The 17,403-nt window shown below is 72.4% G+C and carries 16 protein-coding genes and 2 tRNA genes; 2 read left to right on the forward strand and 16 right to left on the reverse strand.

Features of this window, described 5'->3' with window-relative positions; genetic code table 11:
• Positions 1 to 67 precede the first annotated feature (67 nt).
• From yajC to pgsA, 11 genes are all read right to left on the reverse strand, one after another.
• A complete protein-coding gene (gene yajC, locus K304_RS0103730; RefSeq protein WP_027762652.1) occupies positions 68 to 532 on the reverse strand; it encodes a preprotein translocase subunit YajC in 465 nt (154 codons plus the stop codon).
• A gap of 172 nt (positions 533 to 704) precedes the next feature.
• Entirely contained in the window at positions 705 to 1,787 is a 1,083-nt protein-coding gene (gene ruvB / locus K304_RS0103735; RefSeq protein WP_027762653.1) for a Holliday junction branch migration DNA helicase RuvB, read from the reverse strand.
• 70 nt (positions 1,788 to 1,857) lie between these two features.
• Positions 1,858 to 2,487 (reverse strand): Holliday junction branch migration protein RuvA, encoded by a 630-nt coding sequence (gene ruvA / locus K304_RS0103740; RefSeq protein ID WP_027762654.1) that lies wholly within the window; start codon positions 2,485 to 2,487, stop codon positions 1,858 to 1,860.
• Complete coding sequence (ruvC, locus tag K304_RS0103745) at positions 2,484 to 3,050, reverse strand: crossover junction endodeoxyribonuclease RuvC (protein WP_027762655.1); 567 nt, start codon at positions 3,048 to 3,050, stop codon at positions 2,484 to 2,486. The genes ruvA and ruvC overlap by 4 nt, the downstream gene beginning before the upstream one ends.
• A gap of 157 nt (positions 3,051 to 3,207) precedes the next feature.
• Positions 3,208 to 3,960 carry a YebC/PmpR family DNA-binding transcriptional regulator gene (locus K304_RS0103750; protein ID WP_027762656.1) on the reverse strand — a complete coding sequence of 251 codons (753 nt, stop codon included), beginning with the start codon at positions 3,958 to 3,960 and terminating at the stop codon, positions 3,208 to 3,210.
• 59 nt (positions 3,961 to 4,019) lie between these two features.
• Positions 4,020 to 4,610, reverse strand: coding sequence for a pyridoxal 5'-phosphate synthase glutaminase subunit PdxT (gene pdxT, locus K304_RS0103755; protein ID WP_027762657.1), 591 nt, complete (start codon positions 4,608 to 4,610; stop codon positions 4,020 to 4,022).
• A gap of 77 nt (positions 4,611 to 4,687) precedes the next feature.
• Positions 4,688 to 5,611, reverse strand: coding sequence for a pyridoxal 5'-phosphate synthase lyase subunit PdxS (gene pdxS / locus K304_RS0103760; RefSeq protein ID WP_027762658.1), 924 nt, complete (start codon positions 5,609 to 5,611; stop codon positions 4,688 to 4,690).
• A 141-nt stretch (positions 5,612 to 5,752) separates the two neighbouring features.
• Positions 5,753 to 6,310: a hypothetical protein gene (locus tag K304_RS0103765; protein ID WP_027762659.1), complete on the reverse strand. Its 558-nt coding sequence runs from the start codon at positions 6,308 to 6,310 to the stop codon at positions 5,753 to 5,755.
• A gap of 7 nt (positions 6,311 to 6,317) precedes the next feature.
• Positions 6,318 to 7,481, reverse strand: coding sequence for a glycosyltransferase family 4 protein (locus K304_RS0103770; protein ID WP_027762660.1), 1,164 nt, complete (start codon positions 7,479 to 7,481; stop codon positions 6,318 to 6,320).
• Positions 7,478 to 8,467, reverse strand: coding sequence for a phosphatidylinositol mannoside acyltransferase (locus K304_RS27135; RefSeq protein WP_078528476.1), 990 nt, complete (start codon positions 8,465 to 8,467; stop codon positions 7,478 to 7,480). Before K304_RS27135 ends, K304_RS0103770 begins: the two co-directional genes overlap by 4 nt.
• On the reverse strand, positions 8,467 to 9,162 hold the full coding sequence (gene pgsA / locus K304_RS0103780) for a phosphatidylinositol phosphate synthase (RefSeq protein WP_486591566.1): 696 nt from the start codon (positions 9,160 to 9,162) through the stop codon (positions 8,467 to 8,469). Before pgsA ends, K304_RS27135 begins: the two co-directional genes overlap by 1 nt.
• 233 nt (positions 9,163 to 9,395) lie before the next feature.
• Between pgsA and K304_RS0103785 the strand changes: the two genes are divergently transcribed.
• On the forward strand, positions 9,396 to 11,594 hold the full coding sequence (locus tag K304_RS0103785; RefSeq protein ID WP_027762661.1) for an elongation factor G-like protein EF-G2: 2,199 nt from the start codon (positions 9,396 to 9,398) through the stop codon (positions 11,592 to 11,594).
• A 140-nt stretch (positions 11,595 to 11,734) separates the two neighbouring features.
• Entirely contained in the window at positions 11,735 to 13,411 is a 1,677-nt protein-coding gene (locus K304_RS0103790) for a hypothetical protein (protein WP_027762662.1), read from the forward strand.
• A gap of 46 nt (positions 13,412 to 13,457) precedes the next feature.
• Here K304_RS0103790 and K304_RS0103795 read toward each other — a convergent pair whose 3' ends face one another.
• The 5 genes from K304_RS0103795 to K304_RS0103815 all read right to left on the reverse strand — a co-directional run bounded on the left by K304_RS0103795 (position 13,458) and on the right by K304_RS0103815 (position 17,036).
• On the reverse strand, positions 13,458 to 14,021 hold the full coding sequence (locus K304_RS0103795) for an HIT family protein (RefSeq protein ID WP_027762663.1): 564 nt from the start codon (positions 14,019 to 14,021) through the stop codon (positions 13,458 to 13,460).
• 82 nt (positions 14,022 to 14,103) lie between these two features.
• Positions 14,104 to 16,077, reverse strand: a complete 1,974-nt coding sequence (gene thrS / locus K304_RS0103800; RefSeq protein ID WP_027762664.1) for a threonine--tRNA ligase — start codon at positions 16,075 to 16,077, stop codon at positions 14,104 to 14,106.
• Positions 16,078 to 16,258: 181 nt separating this feature from the next.
• A tRNA-Val gene (locus K304_RS0103805) sits at positions 16,259 to 16,330 on the reverse strand.
• A gap of 60 nt (positions 16,331 to 16,390) precedes the next feature.
• Entirely contained in the window at positions 16,391 to 16,885 is a 495-nt protein-coding gene (locus K304_RS0103810; protein WP_027762665.1) for a hypothetical protein, read from the reverse strand.
• A 79-nt stretch (positions 16,886 to 16,964) separates the two neighbouring features.
• Positions 16,965 to 17,036: transfer RNA gene (locus K304_RS0103815), tRNA-Val, on the reverse strand.
• Between the last annotated feature and the right edge of the window lie 367 nt (positions 17,037 to 17,403).

Raw genomic sequence — 17,403 nt, forward strand, 5'->3', positions numbered from 1 at the left:
AAGTGGTCTGGTCGAGCCCGCGCGCCGGGGCCCGGCCGCGACGGCCCGGCCCCGGCGACGGCGAGTGTTACTTGGAGTCGGTGTCGCCGTCGCGCTTGGCGTCGGTCCCGGCGTCCTCGTCCGCCTTCTCCCCGGAGTCCTTGCCGAGGTCGAGCTTGCCGTCCCCGGCCTGCTCGTCGGCGTCCGCCAGCTCGGACGCGTCGTCGGGGACGACCGGTGCGCTGCCGCTCTTGAGGTCGCCGGAGGTGCCGCCGTGCACGATGCGCTCGTACTCCTCGGGCTCCAGTACGGCGCCGACGGCGTTCTTGGCGAAGAGGGAGTGCTGACCGGGGGCGACCTCGAGGAGGACCGTGTCCTCGCGGACCTCCTTGACGGTGGCGTACAAGCCACCGATGGTGCGCACGCCGGTGCCCGGCTCCATCTGGTCGCGCATCGCGGCGGCCTGCTGCTGCTTCCTCTTCGCCGAGCGCGTCATCAGGAACATGACCCCGATGAGCACGATGAAGGGGAGGAGGGTGACGAGTCCATTCACGGCGGGTAATCCTTCTTGCGACCGCCTGGGCGCGGCCTGCTGTGCGGGGGTGGGTATGCCGTCCCGGAGGTACGGCATCGGCGGAGTCTAAGCGAGCTGTCGCCGATGGAACAACGTCAAGCATGGCACTCGGGTTCCGGGTCCGGCGACCATGCAGGTCATCACCATCCGATCACGCTTCGAAGAGCCCGGTCTGCCCGGTTGCTCCCGGAGCGTTCTGCGGCGCGGCGAGGCCCAGGTGGGCCCAGGCGGCGGGCGTCGCCACGCGGCCCCGCGGCGTGCGGGCGAGCAGGCCCTCGCGCACCAGGAACGGCTCGGCGACCTCCTCCACGGTCTCCCGCTCCTCGCCGACGGCGACGGCGAGGGTGGACAGGCCGACCGGGCCGCCGCCGAAGAGCTTCAGCAGGGCGGAGAGCACGGCGCGGTCCAGGCGGTCCAGGCCCCGCTGGTCCACCTCGTAGACCTCCAGGGCGCGGGCGGCGATCTCGCGGGTGATCCGCCCGTCGGCCCGGACCTGGGCGTAGTCACGGACCCGGCGCAGGAGGCGGTTGGCGATGCGGGGGGTGCCGCGGGAGCGGCCGGCGATCTCCACGGCGCCGTCGCGGTCGGTGGTGACGTCCAGCAGCCGTGCGGACCGGTGGACGACCTGCTCGAGCTCGCCGGGCTCGTAGAACTCCATGTGCGCGGTGAAGCCGAAGCGGTCGCGCAGCGGTGGGGGCAGCAGCCCGGCCCGGGTGGTGGCGCCGACCAGGGTGAACGGCGGCAGTTCGAGCGGGATGGCGGTGGCGCCGGGGCCCTTTCCGACGATCACGTCGACCCGGAAGTCCTCCATGGCCATGTACAGCATCTCCTCGGCGGGCCGGGACATCCGGTGGATCTCGTCGAGGAAGAGCACCTCCCCCTCCTGGAGGGAGGACAGGATCGAGGCGAGATCGCCGGCGTGCTGGATGGCGGGCCCGGAGGTGATGCGGATCGGCGCGCCCATCTCGGCTGCGATGATCATGGAGAGGGTGGTCTTGCCGAGTCCGGGGGCACCGGAGAGCAGCACGTGGTCGGCCGCCGCGCCGCGGGCCCGTGCGGCGCGGAGCATCAGGTCCAGCTGTTCGCGCACCTTGGGCTGGCCGACGAACTCGGCCAGGTCCTTGGGGCGCAGGGCGGCCTCCACCGCGGAGTCCTCGCCGTCCGCGTCGGCTCCCACCAGGCGGCCGGCGGGGTCGGTGTCGGTGCCGGCGGCTTCGGCGTCGTCCCAGTTCATCGCGTGTGCCTCGGAGTCGTTCGGGCGTTCGGGGGTTCGGGGTGATCGGCGGACCGCTGCGGCGGCACCGTCAGCGTGCGCGGTTCAGGGTCTGCAGCGCGGCGCGGAGGAGCTGCGGCACGGCGGGGGTACCGCCGTCCGTGGCGGCTGCCTCCGCCTGCGGCCGTACGGCCTCGACGGCGTCCTCGGCCTCGCGGGTGGCGTACCCGAGGCCGACGAGGGCCTCGTGCAGCTGATCGCTCCACGGAAGGGGCCCGGCGGCGGCGCGGCGGCCGGACGGGCGGGCTGCGGTGCCGAGAGGTTCGCCGAGCCGGTCCTTGAGTTCCAGCAGCAGCTTCTGGGCGCCCTTCCGGCCGATGCCGGGCACGGCGGTCAGCGCCTTCTCGTCCCCCGTGGCGACGGCGGTGCGCAGCGCGTCGGGCCGGTGGACGGCGAGCATCGCCTGCGCGAGCCGGGGGCCGACGCCGCTGGCGGTCTGCAGCAGTTCGAAGACCTGCCGTTCGTCGTCGTCGGCGAAGCCGTAGAGGGTGAGGGAGTCCTCCCGGACGACGAGGGAGGTCGCGAGCCGTGCGGCTTCCCCCGTGCGCAGCCCGGAGAGGGTGTCCGGGGTGCACTGGACGGCCATGCCGACGCCGCCCACCTCGATGACGGCGGAGTCGGGCGCCAAAGCGGCCACGGGTCCGGAGACGAAGGCGATCATGCGGTGCGGCCTTTCGACGGTCGGCGCCCTGCCTGGCGGCGGGGCGCGCGGGAGACGGCGGCGGCTCGGGCCTGCTGGAGACGGTCGAGTGCGGGCGCCCGCCATATGTGGCAGATGGCGAGAGCCAGGGCGTCCGCCGCGTCGGCGGGCTTCGGCGGCGCGTCCAGCCGCAGGAGGCGGGTCACCATCGTGCCGACCTGGTCCTTCCCCGCACGACCGGAGCCGGTGACGGCGGCCTTGACCTCGCTGGGAGTGTGCAGGGCGACGGGCAGGCCGCGCCGGGCGGCGCAGAGCATGGCGACCGCGCTGGCCTGGGCGGTGCCCATCACCGTGCTCACGTTGTGCTGGCTGAAGACCCGTTCGACGGCGACGACGTCGGGCCGGTGTGCGTCCAGCCACTCCTCCATGCCGCGCTCGACGAGGACGAGGCGCTCGGCGACGGGCGCGTTCGCGAGGGTGCGGACGACGCCGACCGCGGCCATCCGCAGCGGGCGCCCGGCGCTTCCCTCCACCACGCCGAGACCGCAGCGGGTCAGTCCCGGGTCCACCCCCAGCACGCGCACCTGCGTCTCCCCTTCCCCGCTCGACCTGGCCGTGACGGCAGGTTATCGGCCGGGACCGACAACGCCGACGGGCCGCGCGGAGAGGGGGCGCACACGGGGTGCCCGAGTGCCGCGGCGCGGCCCCGTCGGGGCGTCGGGCACGTGCCGGGCGCCGGGGTCAGGCGTCGACCTTGGCCATCGTGTCGTCGTCGACGTCGAAGTTGGCGAAGACGTTCTGCACGTCGTCGCTGTCCTCCAGGGCGTCGATCAGCTTGAAGATCTTGCGGGCGCCCTCCTCGTCCAGCTCGACCTGCACGCTGGGGAGGAAGCTCTGGTCGGCCGACTCGTAGTCGATGCCGGCGTCCACCAGGGCGGTGCGCACCGCGACGAGGTCGGTTGCCTCGCTGATGACCTCGAAGTTCTCACCGAGGTCGTTGACCTCCTCGGCACCCGCGTCGAGAACGGCCGCGAGCACGTCGTCCTCGGACAGCTCGGCCTTGGGGACGATCACGACGCCCTTGCGGTTGAAGAGGTAGGAGACCGAGCCGGGGTCGGCCATCGAACCGCCGTTGCGGGTCATCGCGACGCGCACGTCGGAGGCGGCGCGGTTGCGGTTGTCGGTCAGGCACTCGATGAGTACGGCCACGCCGTTGGGACCGTAGCCCTCGTACATGATCGTCTCGTAGTCGGCGCCGCCCGCCTCGAGACCGGCGCCGCGCTTGACCGCGCTGTCGATGTTCTTGTTGGGGACGGAGCTCTTCTTCGCCTTCTGGATCGCGTCGTACAGCGTGGGGTTGCCGTCGATGTCGGCGCCGCCCATCCGCGCGGCGACCTCGATGTTCTTGATCAGCTTGGCGAAGAGCTTGCCGCGCTTGGCATCGATCACGGCCTTCTTGTGCTTGGTGGTTGCCCACTTAGAGTGGCCGGACACAGCCTTGCTCCTTCACAGTCTCCAACAACAACGTGTCCCGGGATCCTACCGTCCTGCGGTCACCGGGCGGTCCGCACGAGGTCGGCGAAGGCCTCGTGCACGCGGTGGTCGCCGGTGAGTTCGGGGTGGAACGAGGTGGCGAGCAGGTTCCCCTGGCGCACGGCGACCGCGTGCTCCTCGTAGCGGGCGAGGATCTCGACCTCCGCACCGGTCGACTCCACCCAGGGCGCCCGGATGAACACCCCCTCGACGGGGCCGCCGGGGACGCCGGCGACGTCCAGGGCCGCCTCGAAGGACTCGTTCTGCCGGCCGAAGGCGTTGCGGCGCACGATCATGTCGATGCCGCCGACCGTCTCCTGCCCGGACCGCGGGTCGAGGATCTTGTCCGCGAGCATGATCATACCGGCGCAGGAGCCGTAGGCGGGCATGCCCGCGCGGACGCGGGCGCGCAGCGGCTCCATGAGGCCGAAGGCGTGCGCCAGCTTGGACATGGTGGTGGATTCGCCGCCGGGCAGCACCAGGCCGTCGACGCGCGCGAGTTCCTCGGGGCGCCGTACCTGCACGGCCTCGGCTCCCGCGCCGGCGAGGGCGGCGAGGTGCTCGCGCACGTCCCCCTGCAGGGCGAGGACGCCGATGACGGGTGAGCTCACGTGTCGTTACCTCTTCAGGACTCTAGGGCGTGGCGCGCGCGGCGGTCCGGTGACCCGGACCACCGCGCGGGAGGGCTTCACCAGCCGCGGGACGCGTACCGCTCGCTCTCGGGGAGCGTGTCGCAGTTGATGCCGACCATGGCCTCGCCCAGCCCGCGGGAGGCGTCCGCGATGATCTTCGGGTCGTCGTAGAAGGTGGTGGCCTTCACGATGGCGGCGGCGCGCTTGGCCGGGTCGCCGGACTTGAAGATGCCGGAGCCGACGAAGACGCCCTCGGCACCGAGCTGGCGCATCAGCGCGGCGTCCGCCGGGGTGGCCACACCGCCCGCGGAGAAGAGGACGACCGGCAGCTTGCCCAGCGCGGCGACCTCCTCGACCAGCTGGTAGGGGGCGCGCAGCTCCTTGGCGGCGGCGTACAGCTCGTTGTTGTCCAGGGCCTTCAGCCGGCCGATCTCGCCGCGGATCTGACGCATGTGCCGCACGGCCTCGACGACGTTGCCGGTGCCGGCCTCGCCCTTGGAGCGGATCATGGCCGCGCCCTCGGCGATGCGGCGCAGCGCCTCGCCCAGGTTGGTGGCGCCGCAGACGAACGGGGTGGTGAAGGCGAACTTGTCGCTGTGGTTGACCTCGTCGGCCGGGGTGAGGACCTCGGACTCGTCGATGTAGTCGACACCGAGGGCCTGGAGGATCTGCGCCTCGACGACGTGACCGATGCGGGACTTGGCCATGACCGGGATGGAGACGGCCTCGATGATGCCGTCGATCATGTCCGGGTCGGACATGCGGGCCACGCCGCCGTCCTTGCGGATGTCCGCGGGGACGCGCTCCAGCGCCATGACGGCGACGGCGCCGGCGTCCTCGGCGATCTTGGCCTGCTCGGGCGTGACGACGTCCATGATCACGCCGCCCTTGAGCTGCTCGGCCATGCCGCGCTTGACGCGGGCGGTGCCGGTCTCGGACGACGGGCTGGCGGCGGACGTGGCGGAAGACGTGCTCGACACGGTGGTGACCTCACTCGACGGTAAAAGTGCGACCGGACCATGGTAGGCCCGCCGTCTCACACTCTCCGATCGGGCGCCGGGGGGAAAGGGCCAATCCGAGGCGGTGGCCTGCCGGGGTGGGCGCGCCCGGCCGCGCCGGGGTCACGCCGCGTCGTCGGCGCGGGCGGTGAGGGCGGGCGGCGGCTCGTCGTCCATCTCGAAGGCCAGCGGGAAGGGGGCGTGGCCCGCCAGCCGCAGCCAGCGGACCTTGCGGTGGCGGCGCAGGGCCCGCGCGGCCCGGACCGCGTCGTTGTGGAAGCGGCGGGCCATCGGCACCCTCCGCACCGCGGCGACGAGCTCGGCGGCGGACTCCTCGCCGCCCGGCGCCTCCCGGACGGCGTCGATCTGGGCGCGGTCGGCGAAGACGGCGCGCAACGCCTGGGTCAGCTCGCTCTCCGCGACCTCCCGGTGGTCCTCCTCGGCCTGCCGGGCGTCGTGGGCCGCCTGGTAGAGCACGATGGAGGCCGCCGGGTCCAGGACGCCGGCGGTGGCCAGTTCCTGCGCGACCGAGGCCCGGCGCAGCAGCTGGGCGTCCAGCGCGGCTTTCGCGGCGTCGATGCGGGCGTGCAGGCGGTCCAGCCGTCCGGCGGTCCAGCTGAGGTAGATGCCGACGAGGGCGAGGGCTACGACGGTCCAGAGCAGGGTGGTGAGTGCGGGCATCACGGCATCAGTCCCTGGCCAGGCCGAACCGGGCGCGCAGGCCGGTGCGTTCGTCGGGGGCGACGGAGGCGGCGCCGTCGGCGACCGTTTCGTAGACGGCGAGGATGTCCGCGCCGACGGTGTCCCAGTCGAAGCGGCGGACGTGGCGTTCGCCGCGTGCGCGCAGCTCCGCGAGCCGTTCGCGGTCGCCCAGCAGCCGTACCGCTTCGGCGGCGAGGGCGTCGGCGTCGCCGGCGGGGAAGAGTGCGCCGGCCTCTCCCCCGTCGAGCACCTGGGCGAAGGCGTCCAGGTCGCTGGCGAGCACGGGCGCGGAGGCGGACAGGGCTTCGACGAGGATGATGCCGAACGACTCGCCGCCGGTGTTGGGCGCGACGTACAGATCGACGCTGCGCAGCAGCCGCGCCTTGTCCTCGTCGCTGACCATGCCGAGGAACTCGACGCGGTCGCGCAGGCCTTCGTCCGGCAGGTGTTCGAGGGCCTCGTCGGTGTCGCCGCGGCCGGCGATGAGCACGCGGGTGCCGGGGAGTTCCTTCAGGATGCGGGGCAGCGCCCTCATCAGCACCGGAAGGCCCTTGCGGGGTTCGTCGATCCGGCCGATGAAGCCGATCGTGCCGCCCTGCCACGCGGGCTCGGGTTCGGCGCGGGCGAAGAAGCCGACGTCCACCCCGTTGGGGATGACGACCGCGTCGCCGCCCAGGTGCTCGACGAGGGTGCGCCGGGCGTACTCGCTGACGGCGATGCGGGCGCTGATCTTCTCCAGCGCGGGCTGGAGGATCGGGTACGCGGCGATCATGGCGCGGGAGCGCGGGTTGGAGGTGTGGAAGGTGGCCACGATGGGGCCCTGCGCCGCCCAGCAGGTCAGCAGCGCGAGCGACGGGGTGGCGGGCTCGTGGATGTGGAGCACGTCGAAGTCGCCGTCGTGCACCCAGCGCCGGACGCGGGCCGCGGAGAGGAAGCCGAAGTTGAGCCGGGCCACCGAGCCGTTGTACGGCACGGGCACGGCGCGGCCGGCGGACACCACGTACGGCGGCAGCGGCGTTTCGTCGTCGGACGGGGCGAGTACGGACACCTGGTGGCCGCGGCGCAGCAGGTGTTCGGCGAGGTCGCGGATGTGGAACTGGACTCCACCGGGGACGTCCCAGGAATAGGGGCAGACGATGCCGATCCTCACCGGCGCTCCTCCGTCCCCGTACCCGTGGTCTCCCCGCGCGCAGGCTCGGCGCCCGCCGGCGCGGCATCCGGATCCGTCGCGGCTTCCGGTCGGGGTGGCAGGTCGGTGGTCCACAGCCGTTGCAGCATGTGCCAGTCCTGCGGGTGGGCGGCGATCCCGTGGGCGAACGCGTCCGCCATGGCCTGCGTCATGGCCTGTGCCTTGTCCCTGCGGGTTCCGGCGGCGGGCGGTTCGAGCGGTGCGTGGACGCGGCCGCGCAGCACGGGCGGGTCGTCGTACCAGAGGGTGACGGGGAGCAGCAGGGAGTTCGTCTGGAGCGCGAGCATGGCGGGACCGGCGGGCATGCGTGCCGCCTCGCCGAAGAACGTGACCTCGACTCCGGAGGCGGACAGGTCGCGGTCGGCGACGAGGCAGACCAGACCGCCGGCCCGGAGACGGCGTGCCAGGGTGCCGAACGCCTCGGCGCCCTGATGGGCCAGGACCTCCATGCCGAGGCTCTCCCGGTACGCGACGAACCGGTCGTACAGCGACTCGGGGCGGAGGCGTTCGGCGACGGTGGTGAAGGGCGTGCCGAGATGGGTGGTGACCCATGCGCCCGCCAGGTCCCAGTTGGCCAGGTGGGGCAGGGCGAGCACGACCCCGCGGTCGGAGGCGATGCCGTCGGTGAGGTGGTGGACGTCGTCCGGCACGAAGGAGTCCCGCACCCGCTCCGGGCTCCAGGCCGGCAGGCGGAAGGACTCCATCCAGTACCGCAGGTACGAGCGCATGCCGGCCTGTGACAGCGCGCGCAGCCGCTCCGGCGGGGCATCGGGCACGACGCGCGCGAGGTTGCGTTCCAGCTGCAGCACGCCCTTGCCCCGGCGCTGCCAGGCGGTGTCGGCGATGCGGCGGCCCAGCGCGTTCGCGGCCGGCTCGGGCAGGCGTTTCACCCCGCCCCAGCCGGCCCCGTACAGCGCGTCCGTGACGCGCCCGCCGAGGCCGCTCATCAGGCCTCTCCCTGCGAGGAGGCGGAGTTCCCGTGCTGCGGGGACGTCCCGCCCGGCCGCGCCGCCGCGTCGGCCTCCGCGGCCTCCCGGCGCACCGTCACCACACGCTGGCCGAGGGTCACCAGGGAGCCCACGGCCACCACCCACAGGGCGATCGGCAGCAGCCACTCGATGTAGGGCACGCCGAAGGTCTCCAGCCCCGCGAAGCCGGCCGCGACGAGGGAGATCACCAGTCGCTCGGCGCGCTCCACCAGACCGTTCACGGCGACCGGCAGGCCGATGCTCTCACCGCGGGCCTTGGTGTAGGAGACCACCTGGCCGCTGGCCAGGCAGAAGAGGCTGACCGCGCAGAGCGTCAGGTCGTCGCCGCCGCCCGCGTACCAGAGCGCGAGCCCGCCGAAGATGGCGGCGTCGGCGACGCGGTCGAGCGTGGAGTCGAGGAAGGCTCCCCACCGGCTGGCCCGCCCGAGCTGGCGCGCCATGTTGCCGTCCACCAGGTCGGAGAAGACGAAGAGGGTGATGACGACGGTGCCCCAGAAGAACTCGCCCTGCGGGTAGAAGACCAGCGCTCCCGCCATCACCCCGCCCGTCCCGACCAGGGTCACCGCGTCGGGGCTGACGCCCAGGCGCAGCAGGAGAGCGGCGAACGGTGTGAGAACACGCGTGAAGAAAGCACGCGCGTACGTGTTCAGCATGGCCTTCCCGAAGGTTCGAAGCGTGACCGGGCGGCCGAGACGCCCCCGGGCGCCCATCGTAGCCAGTGCTCCCGGCCCGGGTCCCGGTGCCCGGTGACCGCGCGGACACGGGGCGCGGCGTGCGACGTATGGACGCGCACCGGTACCGGTGGAAAGCTGGAATTTCCGCGCATCTCTCGCGGGGCCCGGGCGCGGACAGGCAGCCGGCGGGTGCCGGCCGGAAGGCGGGACACATGGGCGACAAGGCGAGCACACACCCCGGGGCCGCCGGCAGGGCGACGGCGGCCGACCGGCCCTCCTCCCTGAGGAACGTGGTCCTGGTCGGCCACAGCGGCTCCGGCAAGACGACGCTGGTCGAGGCGCTGGCCCAGGCCACGGGCGCGGTGAAACGGCCGGGCAGGGTCGAGGACGGGGGCACCGTCTCCGACCACGACGAGATCGAGCACCGGCAGCAGCGGTCCGTACAGCTGTCGCTGGTGCCCGTCGAGTGGGACGGGATCCGCGTCAACCTGCTGGACACCCCCGGCTACGCGGACTTCGTCGGGGAGCTGAGGGCCGGTCTGCGTGCGGCGGACGCGGCCCTGTTCGTGGTCTCGGCGGCGGACGGCGTGGACGGCTCGACCCGCATGGTGTGGGAGGAGTGCGCCGCGGTGGGCATGCCGCGCGCCCTCGTCGTCACCCATCTGGACGCGGCGAGGGCCGATTTCGACGAGATGGTCGCCGTCTGCCGGCGCGTCTTCGGCGGTGACGACCCGGACGCGGTGCTGCCGCTGTATCTGCCGCTGCACGGGGAGGAGGGACGTGACGGCCATGCTCCGGTGGCGGGGCTGATCGGCCTCCTGTCGCAGCGGATCTTCGACTACTCCTCCGGTGAACGGACCGACCGGGAGCCGGACGCGGAGCACCTGCCGCTGATCGCCGAGGCGCGGAACCGGCTGATCGAGGGCATCATCGCGGAGAGCGAGGACGAGTCCCTCATGGACCGGTACCTGGGCGGCGAGCAGGTCGACGTCAGGACGCTCGTCGCGGACCTGGAGAAGGCCGTGGCCCGCGGCACCTTCCATCCCGTGCTGGCGGCGGCGCCGGCGGCCGACGGCGGACGGCAGGGGCTGGGCACGCTGGAGCTGCTGGAGCTGGTCACCGGCGGCTTCCCGACGCCCGAGGAGCACCCGGTGCCGGCCGTGACGGCGCCGGACGGCGCCCCGCGCCCCCCGCTGACCTGCGACCCCGACGGCCCGCTGGCCGCCGAGGTGGTCAAGACCTCCTCCGACCCGTACGTGGGCCGGCTGTCGCTGGTGCGGGTGTTCTCCGGGACGCTGCGGCCGGACGAGACGGTGCACGTGAGCGGGCACGGCCTGGAGGACCGGGGGCACGAGGACCACGACGTCGACGAGCGCGTGGGTGCGCTGTCCGCGCCGTTCGGCAAGCAGCAGCGCGGCCTGAGCCACGCCATCGCCGGCGACCTGGCCTGCGTGGCGAAGCTGACCCGCGCCGAGACGGGCGACACCCTGTCGGCGAAGGGCGACCCGCTGCTGATGGAGCCGTGGGTGATGCCCGACCCGCTGCTGCCGGTGGCCGTGGTGGCGCGCAGCAAGCCGGACGAGGACAAGCTGTCGCAGGGTCTGGCCCGGCTGGCCGCCGAGGACCCGACGATGCGGCTGGAGCAGAATCCGGACACCCGCCAGGTCGTGCTGTGGTGCCTGGGCGAGGCGCACCGGGACGTGGCGCTGGAGCGGCTGCGGACCCGCTACGGGGTGCAGGTCGACGCGGTGCCCTACCGGGTGTCGCTCCGGGAGACCTTCGCGGAGCCGTCGGAGGGCCGGGGACGGCATGTGAAGCAGTCCGGCGGGCACGGGCAGTTCGCGGTCTGCGCGATCACGGTCGAGCCGCTGCCCGGCGGTTCGGGCATCGAGTTCGTCGACAAGGTGGTGGGCGGCGCGGTGCCGCGGCAGTTCATCCCGTCGGTGGAGAAGGGCGTACGGGCGCAGGCCGCGCGCGGCGTCACGGCCGGATACCCGCTGGTGGACGTGCGGGTGACGCTGCTGGACGGCAAGGCGCACTCGGTGGACTCCTCCGACGCGGCCTTCCAGACGGCGGGCGCGCTGGCGCTGCGCGAGTGCGCCGGGGCCGGGCGCGTCCACCTGCTGGAGCCCGTCTTCGAGCTGCGCGTGGTGGTCGCCGACGACTACGTGGGCCAGGTGATGAGCGACCTGTCCGGACGGCGCGGCCGGGTGATGGGCACCGAGCAGATCCCCGGCGGTCACACCCTGGTGCGGGCGGAGGCGCCGGAGGTCGAGATCGGCCGGTACGCGGTGGACCTGCGGTCCCTGTCGCACGGAACGGGACGGTTCGCCCGCGCCTACGTCCGGCACGAGCCGATGCCCCAGCAGGTCGCCGACCGCGTCCGGTCCGAGCAGACGAACGAGGGCTGAATCCGTACGGTTTCCGCTTCGCCGCCCCCGACCCAGCCCGTACGCTGGGGTGCTGACCGGACATCAGGTGTGACGGCCCCGGCGCCGGGTAGAACGGCGGGAGCCGGCACGCTTCAGCACACGGCAAGGGTGGGGGCACGGTGGCGGGCTTCGACGACCGCAGCGAGAGCACCAGCGCGACGGGGTACGACTTCTCCCCCGGGGCGGAGATCCCTCTCACCGGCTCCTCCGGCGGTACGGTCGCCACGCATGCGCTGGCCTCGGCCGCCTACCGGGACCGTCCGGTCAAGGACCTGCTGGCGGCCAACCCGGACACCAAGGTGAAGCCGCCGAAGCTGTCGCTCTTCGAACCCAACCTGGGCGAGGCGTTCTCCCGGGCGGTGCAGACCCGGCTGCTCGGGGGCGCGCGGAAGGCGATCATCCAGTCGTTCGGCAGCGAGCCGGCCGCCGTGGTCGAGCACTGTCTGGCGGCCACCCGCATCCGCAAGGAGCGCGACGCCCACCTGACCGTGGTCATGCTGGTGTCCGGGCTGCTGTTCCTGCCCGGCGTGCTGCTGTGGCTGCTGGTCTTCCAGCTGCGCCGGTCCCTGGCCGGGGCGCAGAACAAGCGGGTCGGCGCGTTCGGCGTGGCGGCGATGGTCGCGCTGGGCGTGCTCGCCGTGGTCTTCCTGCTCCGGCTGCCGCTGGACGGGTTCTGGGCGCTGTACCTGCGGGCGATGCTGGTGGCTCCGGTGCTCGGCTGGCTCTGGGCCAAGCGGATCTGCGAGCGGTACGCCAAGGACCTTCAGGGCCGCTGGGCGGGCCTGCTCTCCGGCGGTGGTGTGGGCGCGAAGATCCCCGAGGCGGTGCCGCGCACCCCGGGTGACGCCGGCGCCGAACGCATCCGGCTCGCCCTGCGGAAGCTCAGCGCCGAGCAGGCCAGCAACCTGGTCTTCTATGCCGGCCCCAAGGGGATACTCGGCATGGGCACCCGCTGGGGAAGCTGGCAGCTCGCGGAGGAGCTGCGGCCGTCCGACCCGGCCAAGGACATCGACCCCTTCCGCAGCTGGGACGTGGTACGCGCGATCCAGGACCGGCTGCGGATGCTGGAGCGCAGCCCCCTGCACACCGGCGGCTTCCCCCCGCCGACGATCCGGCACTGGGTCGTCTCGCCCATCGGCGAGAAGGCCACGGAGGTGGAGCGCCGGGAGGGCCAGGAGGTCGAGGCGTTCCGCATCAAGGACTTCGAGATCCAGCGGATCTGCGACCAGCAGCAGTTCGGCAGCGGCGACCGGCACTACCTGGGCGTGCAGTTCGTGCTCTGGGACGGGCAGCTGGTGATCACCATGCTGATCACGGTCACGATGCTGCACCACACGCTGCGGATCGAGGTGACCGGCCACGCTCTCGGGCCCGTGCACCCGCTGTTCACCACCAAGCCGAAGGCGCGGACCAAGGAGGTCTCCAAGAGCGTGCGCTTCTGGGAGACCAAGGAGGTCACCCTGCCGCTGGTGGAGACGAAAGAGGTGGTGCGCCTGGCCGCGCGCGCTCCGTTCACCTGGTACCCGCCGCTGCTGGACTTCCTCGGCGGCAAGCTCACGCTGCCGGAGCCGTTCGGGCTGCGCCACACCTGGGCGGACAAGCCGTGGCGGCACCGCTTCATGGCGGACGACGCGCTGCGTGCGGCGACCCCCGTGCTGCGGGCGGTGCACGCGGCGACGATCCGTCTGCTCGAGGAGAAGGGTTGCGCGACGCAGCAGTTCGGCAGCCGCTCGGACGTCCTCAGCGGCCTGGTGCAGGGCGTGGAGCCCAAGAAGGCGGACGTCTACGACGCCTGAGCGCGGGCGAGGGCCGTGGCCGTCGGAGGCCGGCCCCGCCCGGTGGTCACGCCCCGGGCCAGGCCTCCGCGAGCAACCGCCGGGTGTCGGCGAGGAGCTGCGGCAGGATGCGGGTGTGGCCGACGACCGGCATGAAGTTGGTGTCGCCGCCCCAGCGCGGCACCAGGTGCTGGTGCAGGTGCGCAGCGATGCCCGCGCCGGCGACGGATCCCTGGTTCATGCCGATGTTGAAGCCGTGCGCGCCGGACACCTTCCGCAGCGTGGTCATCGCCCGCTTGGTGAACTCGGCGAGTTCGGCGGTCTCCTCGCGGTCGAGTCCGGTGTAGTCCGCGACGTGCCGGTAGGGGACGGTCATCAGGTGACCGCCGTTGTACGGGTACAGGTTGAGGACGGCGTAGACCTGCTCGCCGCGGGCGACGATCAGCCCGTCCTCGTCGCTCTTGGAGGGGATCGAGCAGAACGGGCAGCCGTCACCGGAGCCCGGCCCGCTGGGCTTGTTCTCCCCTTGGATGTAGGCCATGCGGTGCGGGGTCCACATGCGCTGGAACGCGTCCGGCGCGCCCACTCCGATCTGCTGCTCGGGCTGCTCGCTGCTCATGGGTGCCAGCATATGGCGAGGGCCCCGGGGGAATGCCCCAGGGCCCTCACGGTGATCGGCGCGTGTGCCGGGCACGCCTGCCGGCGCGCTGCGGTCAGGCCCGCTGCTCCACCGCGGCGCGCAGCTCGGCGAGGGCGTCCTCGCGGGCCACGCCGTTCTTCTGCGAACCGTCGCGGTAGCGGAAGCTGACGGCACCGGCGGCGACGTCGTCGTCACCGGCGATGATCATGAAGGGGACCTTCGACTTCTGCGCGTTGCGGATCTTCTTCTGCATCCGGTCGGAGGAGCTGTCGACCTCGACCCGGAGCCCCTGCCGCTTGGCCTCGGCGGCGAAGGCCTCCAGGTACGGGACGTGGGTGTCGCCGATGGGGATGCCGGTGGCCTGGACGGGGGCGAGCCAGGCCGGGAAGGCGCCGGCGTAGTGCTCCAGCAGGACGGCGAAGAACCGCTCGATCGAGCCGAAGAGGGCCCGGTGGATCATCACCGGCGTCTGCCGGGAGCCGTCGGCCGCGGTGTACTCCAGCTCGAACCTCTTGGGCTGCTGGAAGTCGACCTGGATGGTGGACATCTGCCAGCTCCGGCCGATGGCGTCCTTGGCCTGCACCGAGATCTTCGGCCCGTAGTAGGCGGCGCCGCCGGGGTCCGGGACGAGCGGCAGCCCCTGCTTGTCGGCGGCCTGACGGAGCGCCTCGGTGGCCTCCTCCCACTCCGCCGGCTCGCCCATGAACTTGTCCGACTCGTCGCGGGTGGACAGCTCCAGCTCGAAGTCGGTGAGACCGTAGTCGCGGAGGAGGTTCAGCACGAAGGTGAGCAGACCGTCCAGCTCATCGGCCATCTGCTCCTTGGTGCAGTAGATGTGGGAGTCGTCCTGGGTGAAGCCGCGGGCGCGGGTGAGGCCGTGCACGACGCCGGACTTCTCGTACCGGTAGACCGTGCCGAACTCGAACATGCGCAACGGCAGTTCCCGGTACGACCGTCCGCGGGAGCGGAAGACCAGGTTGTGCATCGGGCAGTTCATCGCCTTGAGGTAGTAGTCCTGCCCCTCGAACTCCATGGGCGGGAACATCGACTCGGCGTAGTTCGGCAGATGGCCGGAGGTCTCGAAGAGCCCCTTCTTGCTGATGTGCGGGGTGTTGACGAAGTCGTAGTCGGCCTCTTCGTGCCGCCTGCGCGAGTAGTCCTCCATCACGCGGCGGACGATGCCGCCCTTGGGGTGGAAGACCGCGAGGCCGCTGCCCAGCTCCTCCGGGATGGAGAACAGGTCGAGTTCGGCGCCCAGTTTGCGGTGGTCGCGCTTCTCGGCCTCGGCGAGGAACTCCAGGTGGGCCTTGAGTTCGTCCTTCGTGGGCCAGGCGGTGCCGTAGATGCGCTGGAGCTGCTTGTTCTTCTCGCTGCCCCGCCAGTACGCGGCGGCGCTGCGCATCAGTTTGAAGGCGGGGATCAGGCGGGTGGTGGGCAGGTGCGGACCGCGGCAGAGGTCCTTCCAGCACAGCTCGCCGGTCTTGGCGTCGAGGTTGTCGTAGATGGTCAGCTCACCGGCGCCGACTTCGGCGGAGGCGCCCTCGGCGGCGTCCGCGGCGGCGCCCTTGAGGCCGATCAGCTCCAGCTTGTACGGCTCGCCGGCCAGCTCCTCGCGGGCGGCGTCGTCGGTGGTGACGCGGCGGGAGAAGCGCTGGCCGCGCTTGACGATCTCCTGCATCTTCTTCTCGATGCGCTTGAGGTCGTCGGGGTGGAACGGCTGGTCGACGTCGAAGTCGTAGTAGAAGCCGTCCCTGATGGGCGGGCCGATGCCGAGCTTGGCCTCCGGGAAGAGTTCCTGGACCGCCTGAGCCATGACGTGGGCGGTGGAGTGCCGGAGGATGTCGAGTCCGTCGTCGCTGCCGAGGACGACCGGCTCGACCTCGTCGCCGTCGGCGAGGGGGTGAGTCAGGTCGCGCAGCTCGCCGGCGACGCGGGCGGCGACGACCGTACGGTCGCCCTCGAAGAGCGCGGCGGCCGTGGTGCCCGTGGTCACCACGCGTTCTTCCCGCTCGGAATCGCGTCGGATGATCACACGGACGTCTGTCACCGGTCTCTCCTGAATGTCTCGACGTGACGGCGCCGGAACGCTCACCGGCCGCCGCGGGAATCGTACCGAGCGCCGGGGGCGCACTGCGAAAGCCCCACAGGACCCCGCAGGGCGCCGTACGCGGTCCCGGTACGCGAGAAGGCCGGCCCGTCGGACAACGGGACCGGCCTTCGGCTGAGGGTGGGCGATACTGGGTTCGAACCAGTGACCTCTTCGGTGTGAACGAAGCGCTCTCCCACTGAGCTAATCGCCCCTCGAAGTGCGGCCCGGAGGTGCTCCGGCGTCCGGCACGAGCAGCACCATACCCCGCTGGTCACCCTTCGTCCAAACCCCTTAGCCGGGCGGTGAGTCCACGGCGTCCGGCGCGCATCATCCATGCGTGGTTGGCGCGCAGCAGGGGGCGGGCGGGCAGTGCGACGAGCCGCAGCAGGGGCGTCACCACCTCGGTGTACTGCTCGAAGTCCACGCGGCTCCCCCCGCCGGAATCAGCGCGCACCGTGCACCGGACCCAGCCCCGCAGGTCCCCGTCCATGACCACGGCCAGGTCAGCCCCGCCGGGTCCGGGCGGGTGCGGCTCCCGTCGGTCGGCCCGCAGCGTGACGCGGTGCTCCAGCGGCAGGAAGGAGCGCAGGCGGATCTCGGCCGTCCCCCCGTCACGGGCCGCGACCGCCGGTGACGCCGCCCGGGTCTGCGGCCACCAGGCCGGGTAGTCCTCGACCCGCTGCAGCTCGGCACAGACCCGGGCGGGCGGGGCCGGCAGGCGGCGCCAGGAGCTGCGGAAACGGAAGCGGTGCCAGGGTCTCGTCACGGCGCCCTCCGGGACCTGGAGACGACAGAGAAGGGCCGGGTGGCCGGAACCTTCCATTCCGGCCACCCGGCCTCCACTGTGGGCGATACTGGGTTCGAACCAGTGACCTCTTCGGTGTGAACGAAGCGCTCTCCCGCTGAGCTAATCGCCCGGGTGCGGCGCCCACATTACCGCATGTCAGGGGGTGCTCATGACCGCGCGCGAGCCGCACGTGCCGCCCGGCGGCGCTTGAGCCACTCCCTGCCCTCGTGGGGCTTCCTCCGGGGCCAGCGCATCACCAGCCGGGCCCAGACGAACTCGGTCGCCCGGGTCCGACGTCCCGCTCCCCATGCATGGGCGCCAACCTACCGGACACCGCTCACCCACACGTCACCCGAATGGACGTACGAGGAAAATGCCGATCGGCCACGCGAACGACCTCAAGCCTTACAAATCGGTCAGAGGGGTTTACAACCGGCCGGTAGGTGGCATGTCGATTGCGCCGACGTGCGAACCCCCGAGCGCACACTGAGCGAAAG

This window comes from Streptomyces sp. CNS606 (assembly GCF_000426325.1).

Coding starts and splice junctions, on each gene's coding strand:
- ruvB (WP_027762653.1), bottom strand. CDS start 1,787: ATGAACTGGGACGACGCCGAAGCCGCCGGCACCGACACCGACCCCGCC.
- K304_RS0103795 (WP_027762663.1), bottom strand. CDS start 14,021: ATGCTGGCACCCATGAGCAGCGAGCAGCCCGAGCAGCAGATCGGAGTG.
- K304_RS27135 (WP_078528476.1), bottom strand. CDS start 8,467: ATGAGCGGCCTCGGCGGGCGCGTCACGGACGCGCTGTACGGGGCCGGC.
- ruvA (WP_027762654.1), bottom strand. CDS start 2,487: ATGATCGCCTTCGTCTCCGGACCCGTGGCCGCTTTGGCGCCCGACTCC.
- pgsA (WP_486591566.1), bottom strand. CDS start 9,162: ATGCTGAACACGTACGCGCGTGCTTTCTTCACGCGTGTTCTCACACCG.
- K304_RS0103765 (WP_027762659.1), bottom strand. CDS start 6,310: ATGCCCGCACTCACCACCCTGCTCTGGACCGTCGTAGCCCTCGCCCTC.
- K304_RS0103785 (WP_027762661.1), top strand. CDS start 9,396: ATGGGCGACAAGGCGAGCACACACCCCGGGGCCGCCGGCAGGGCGACG.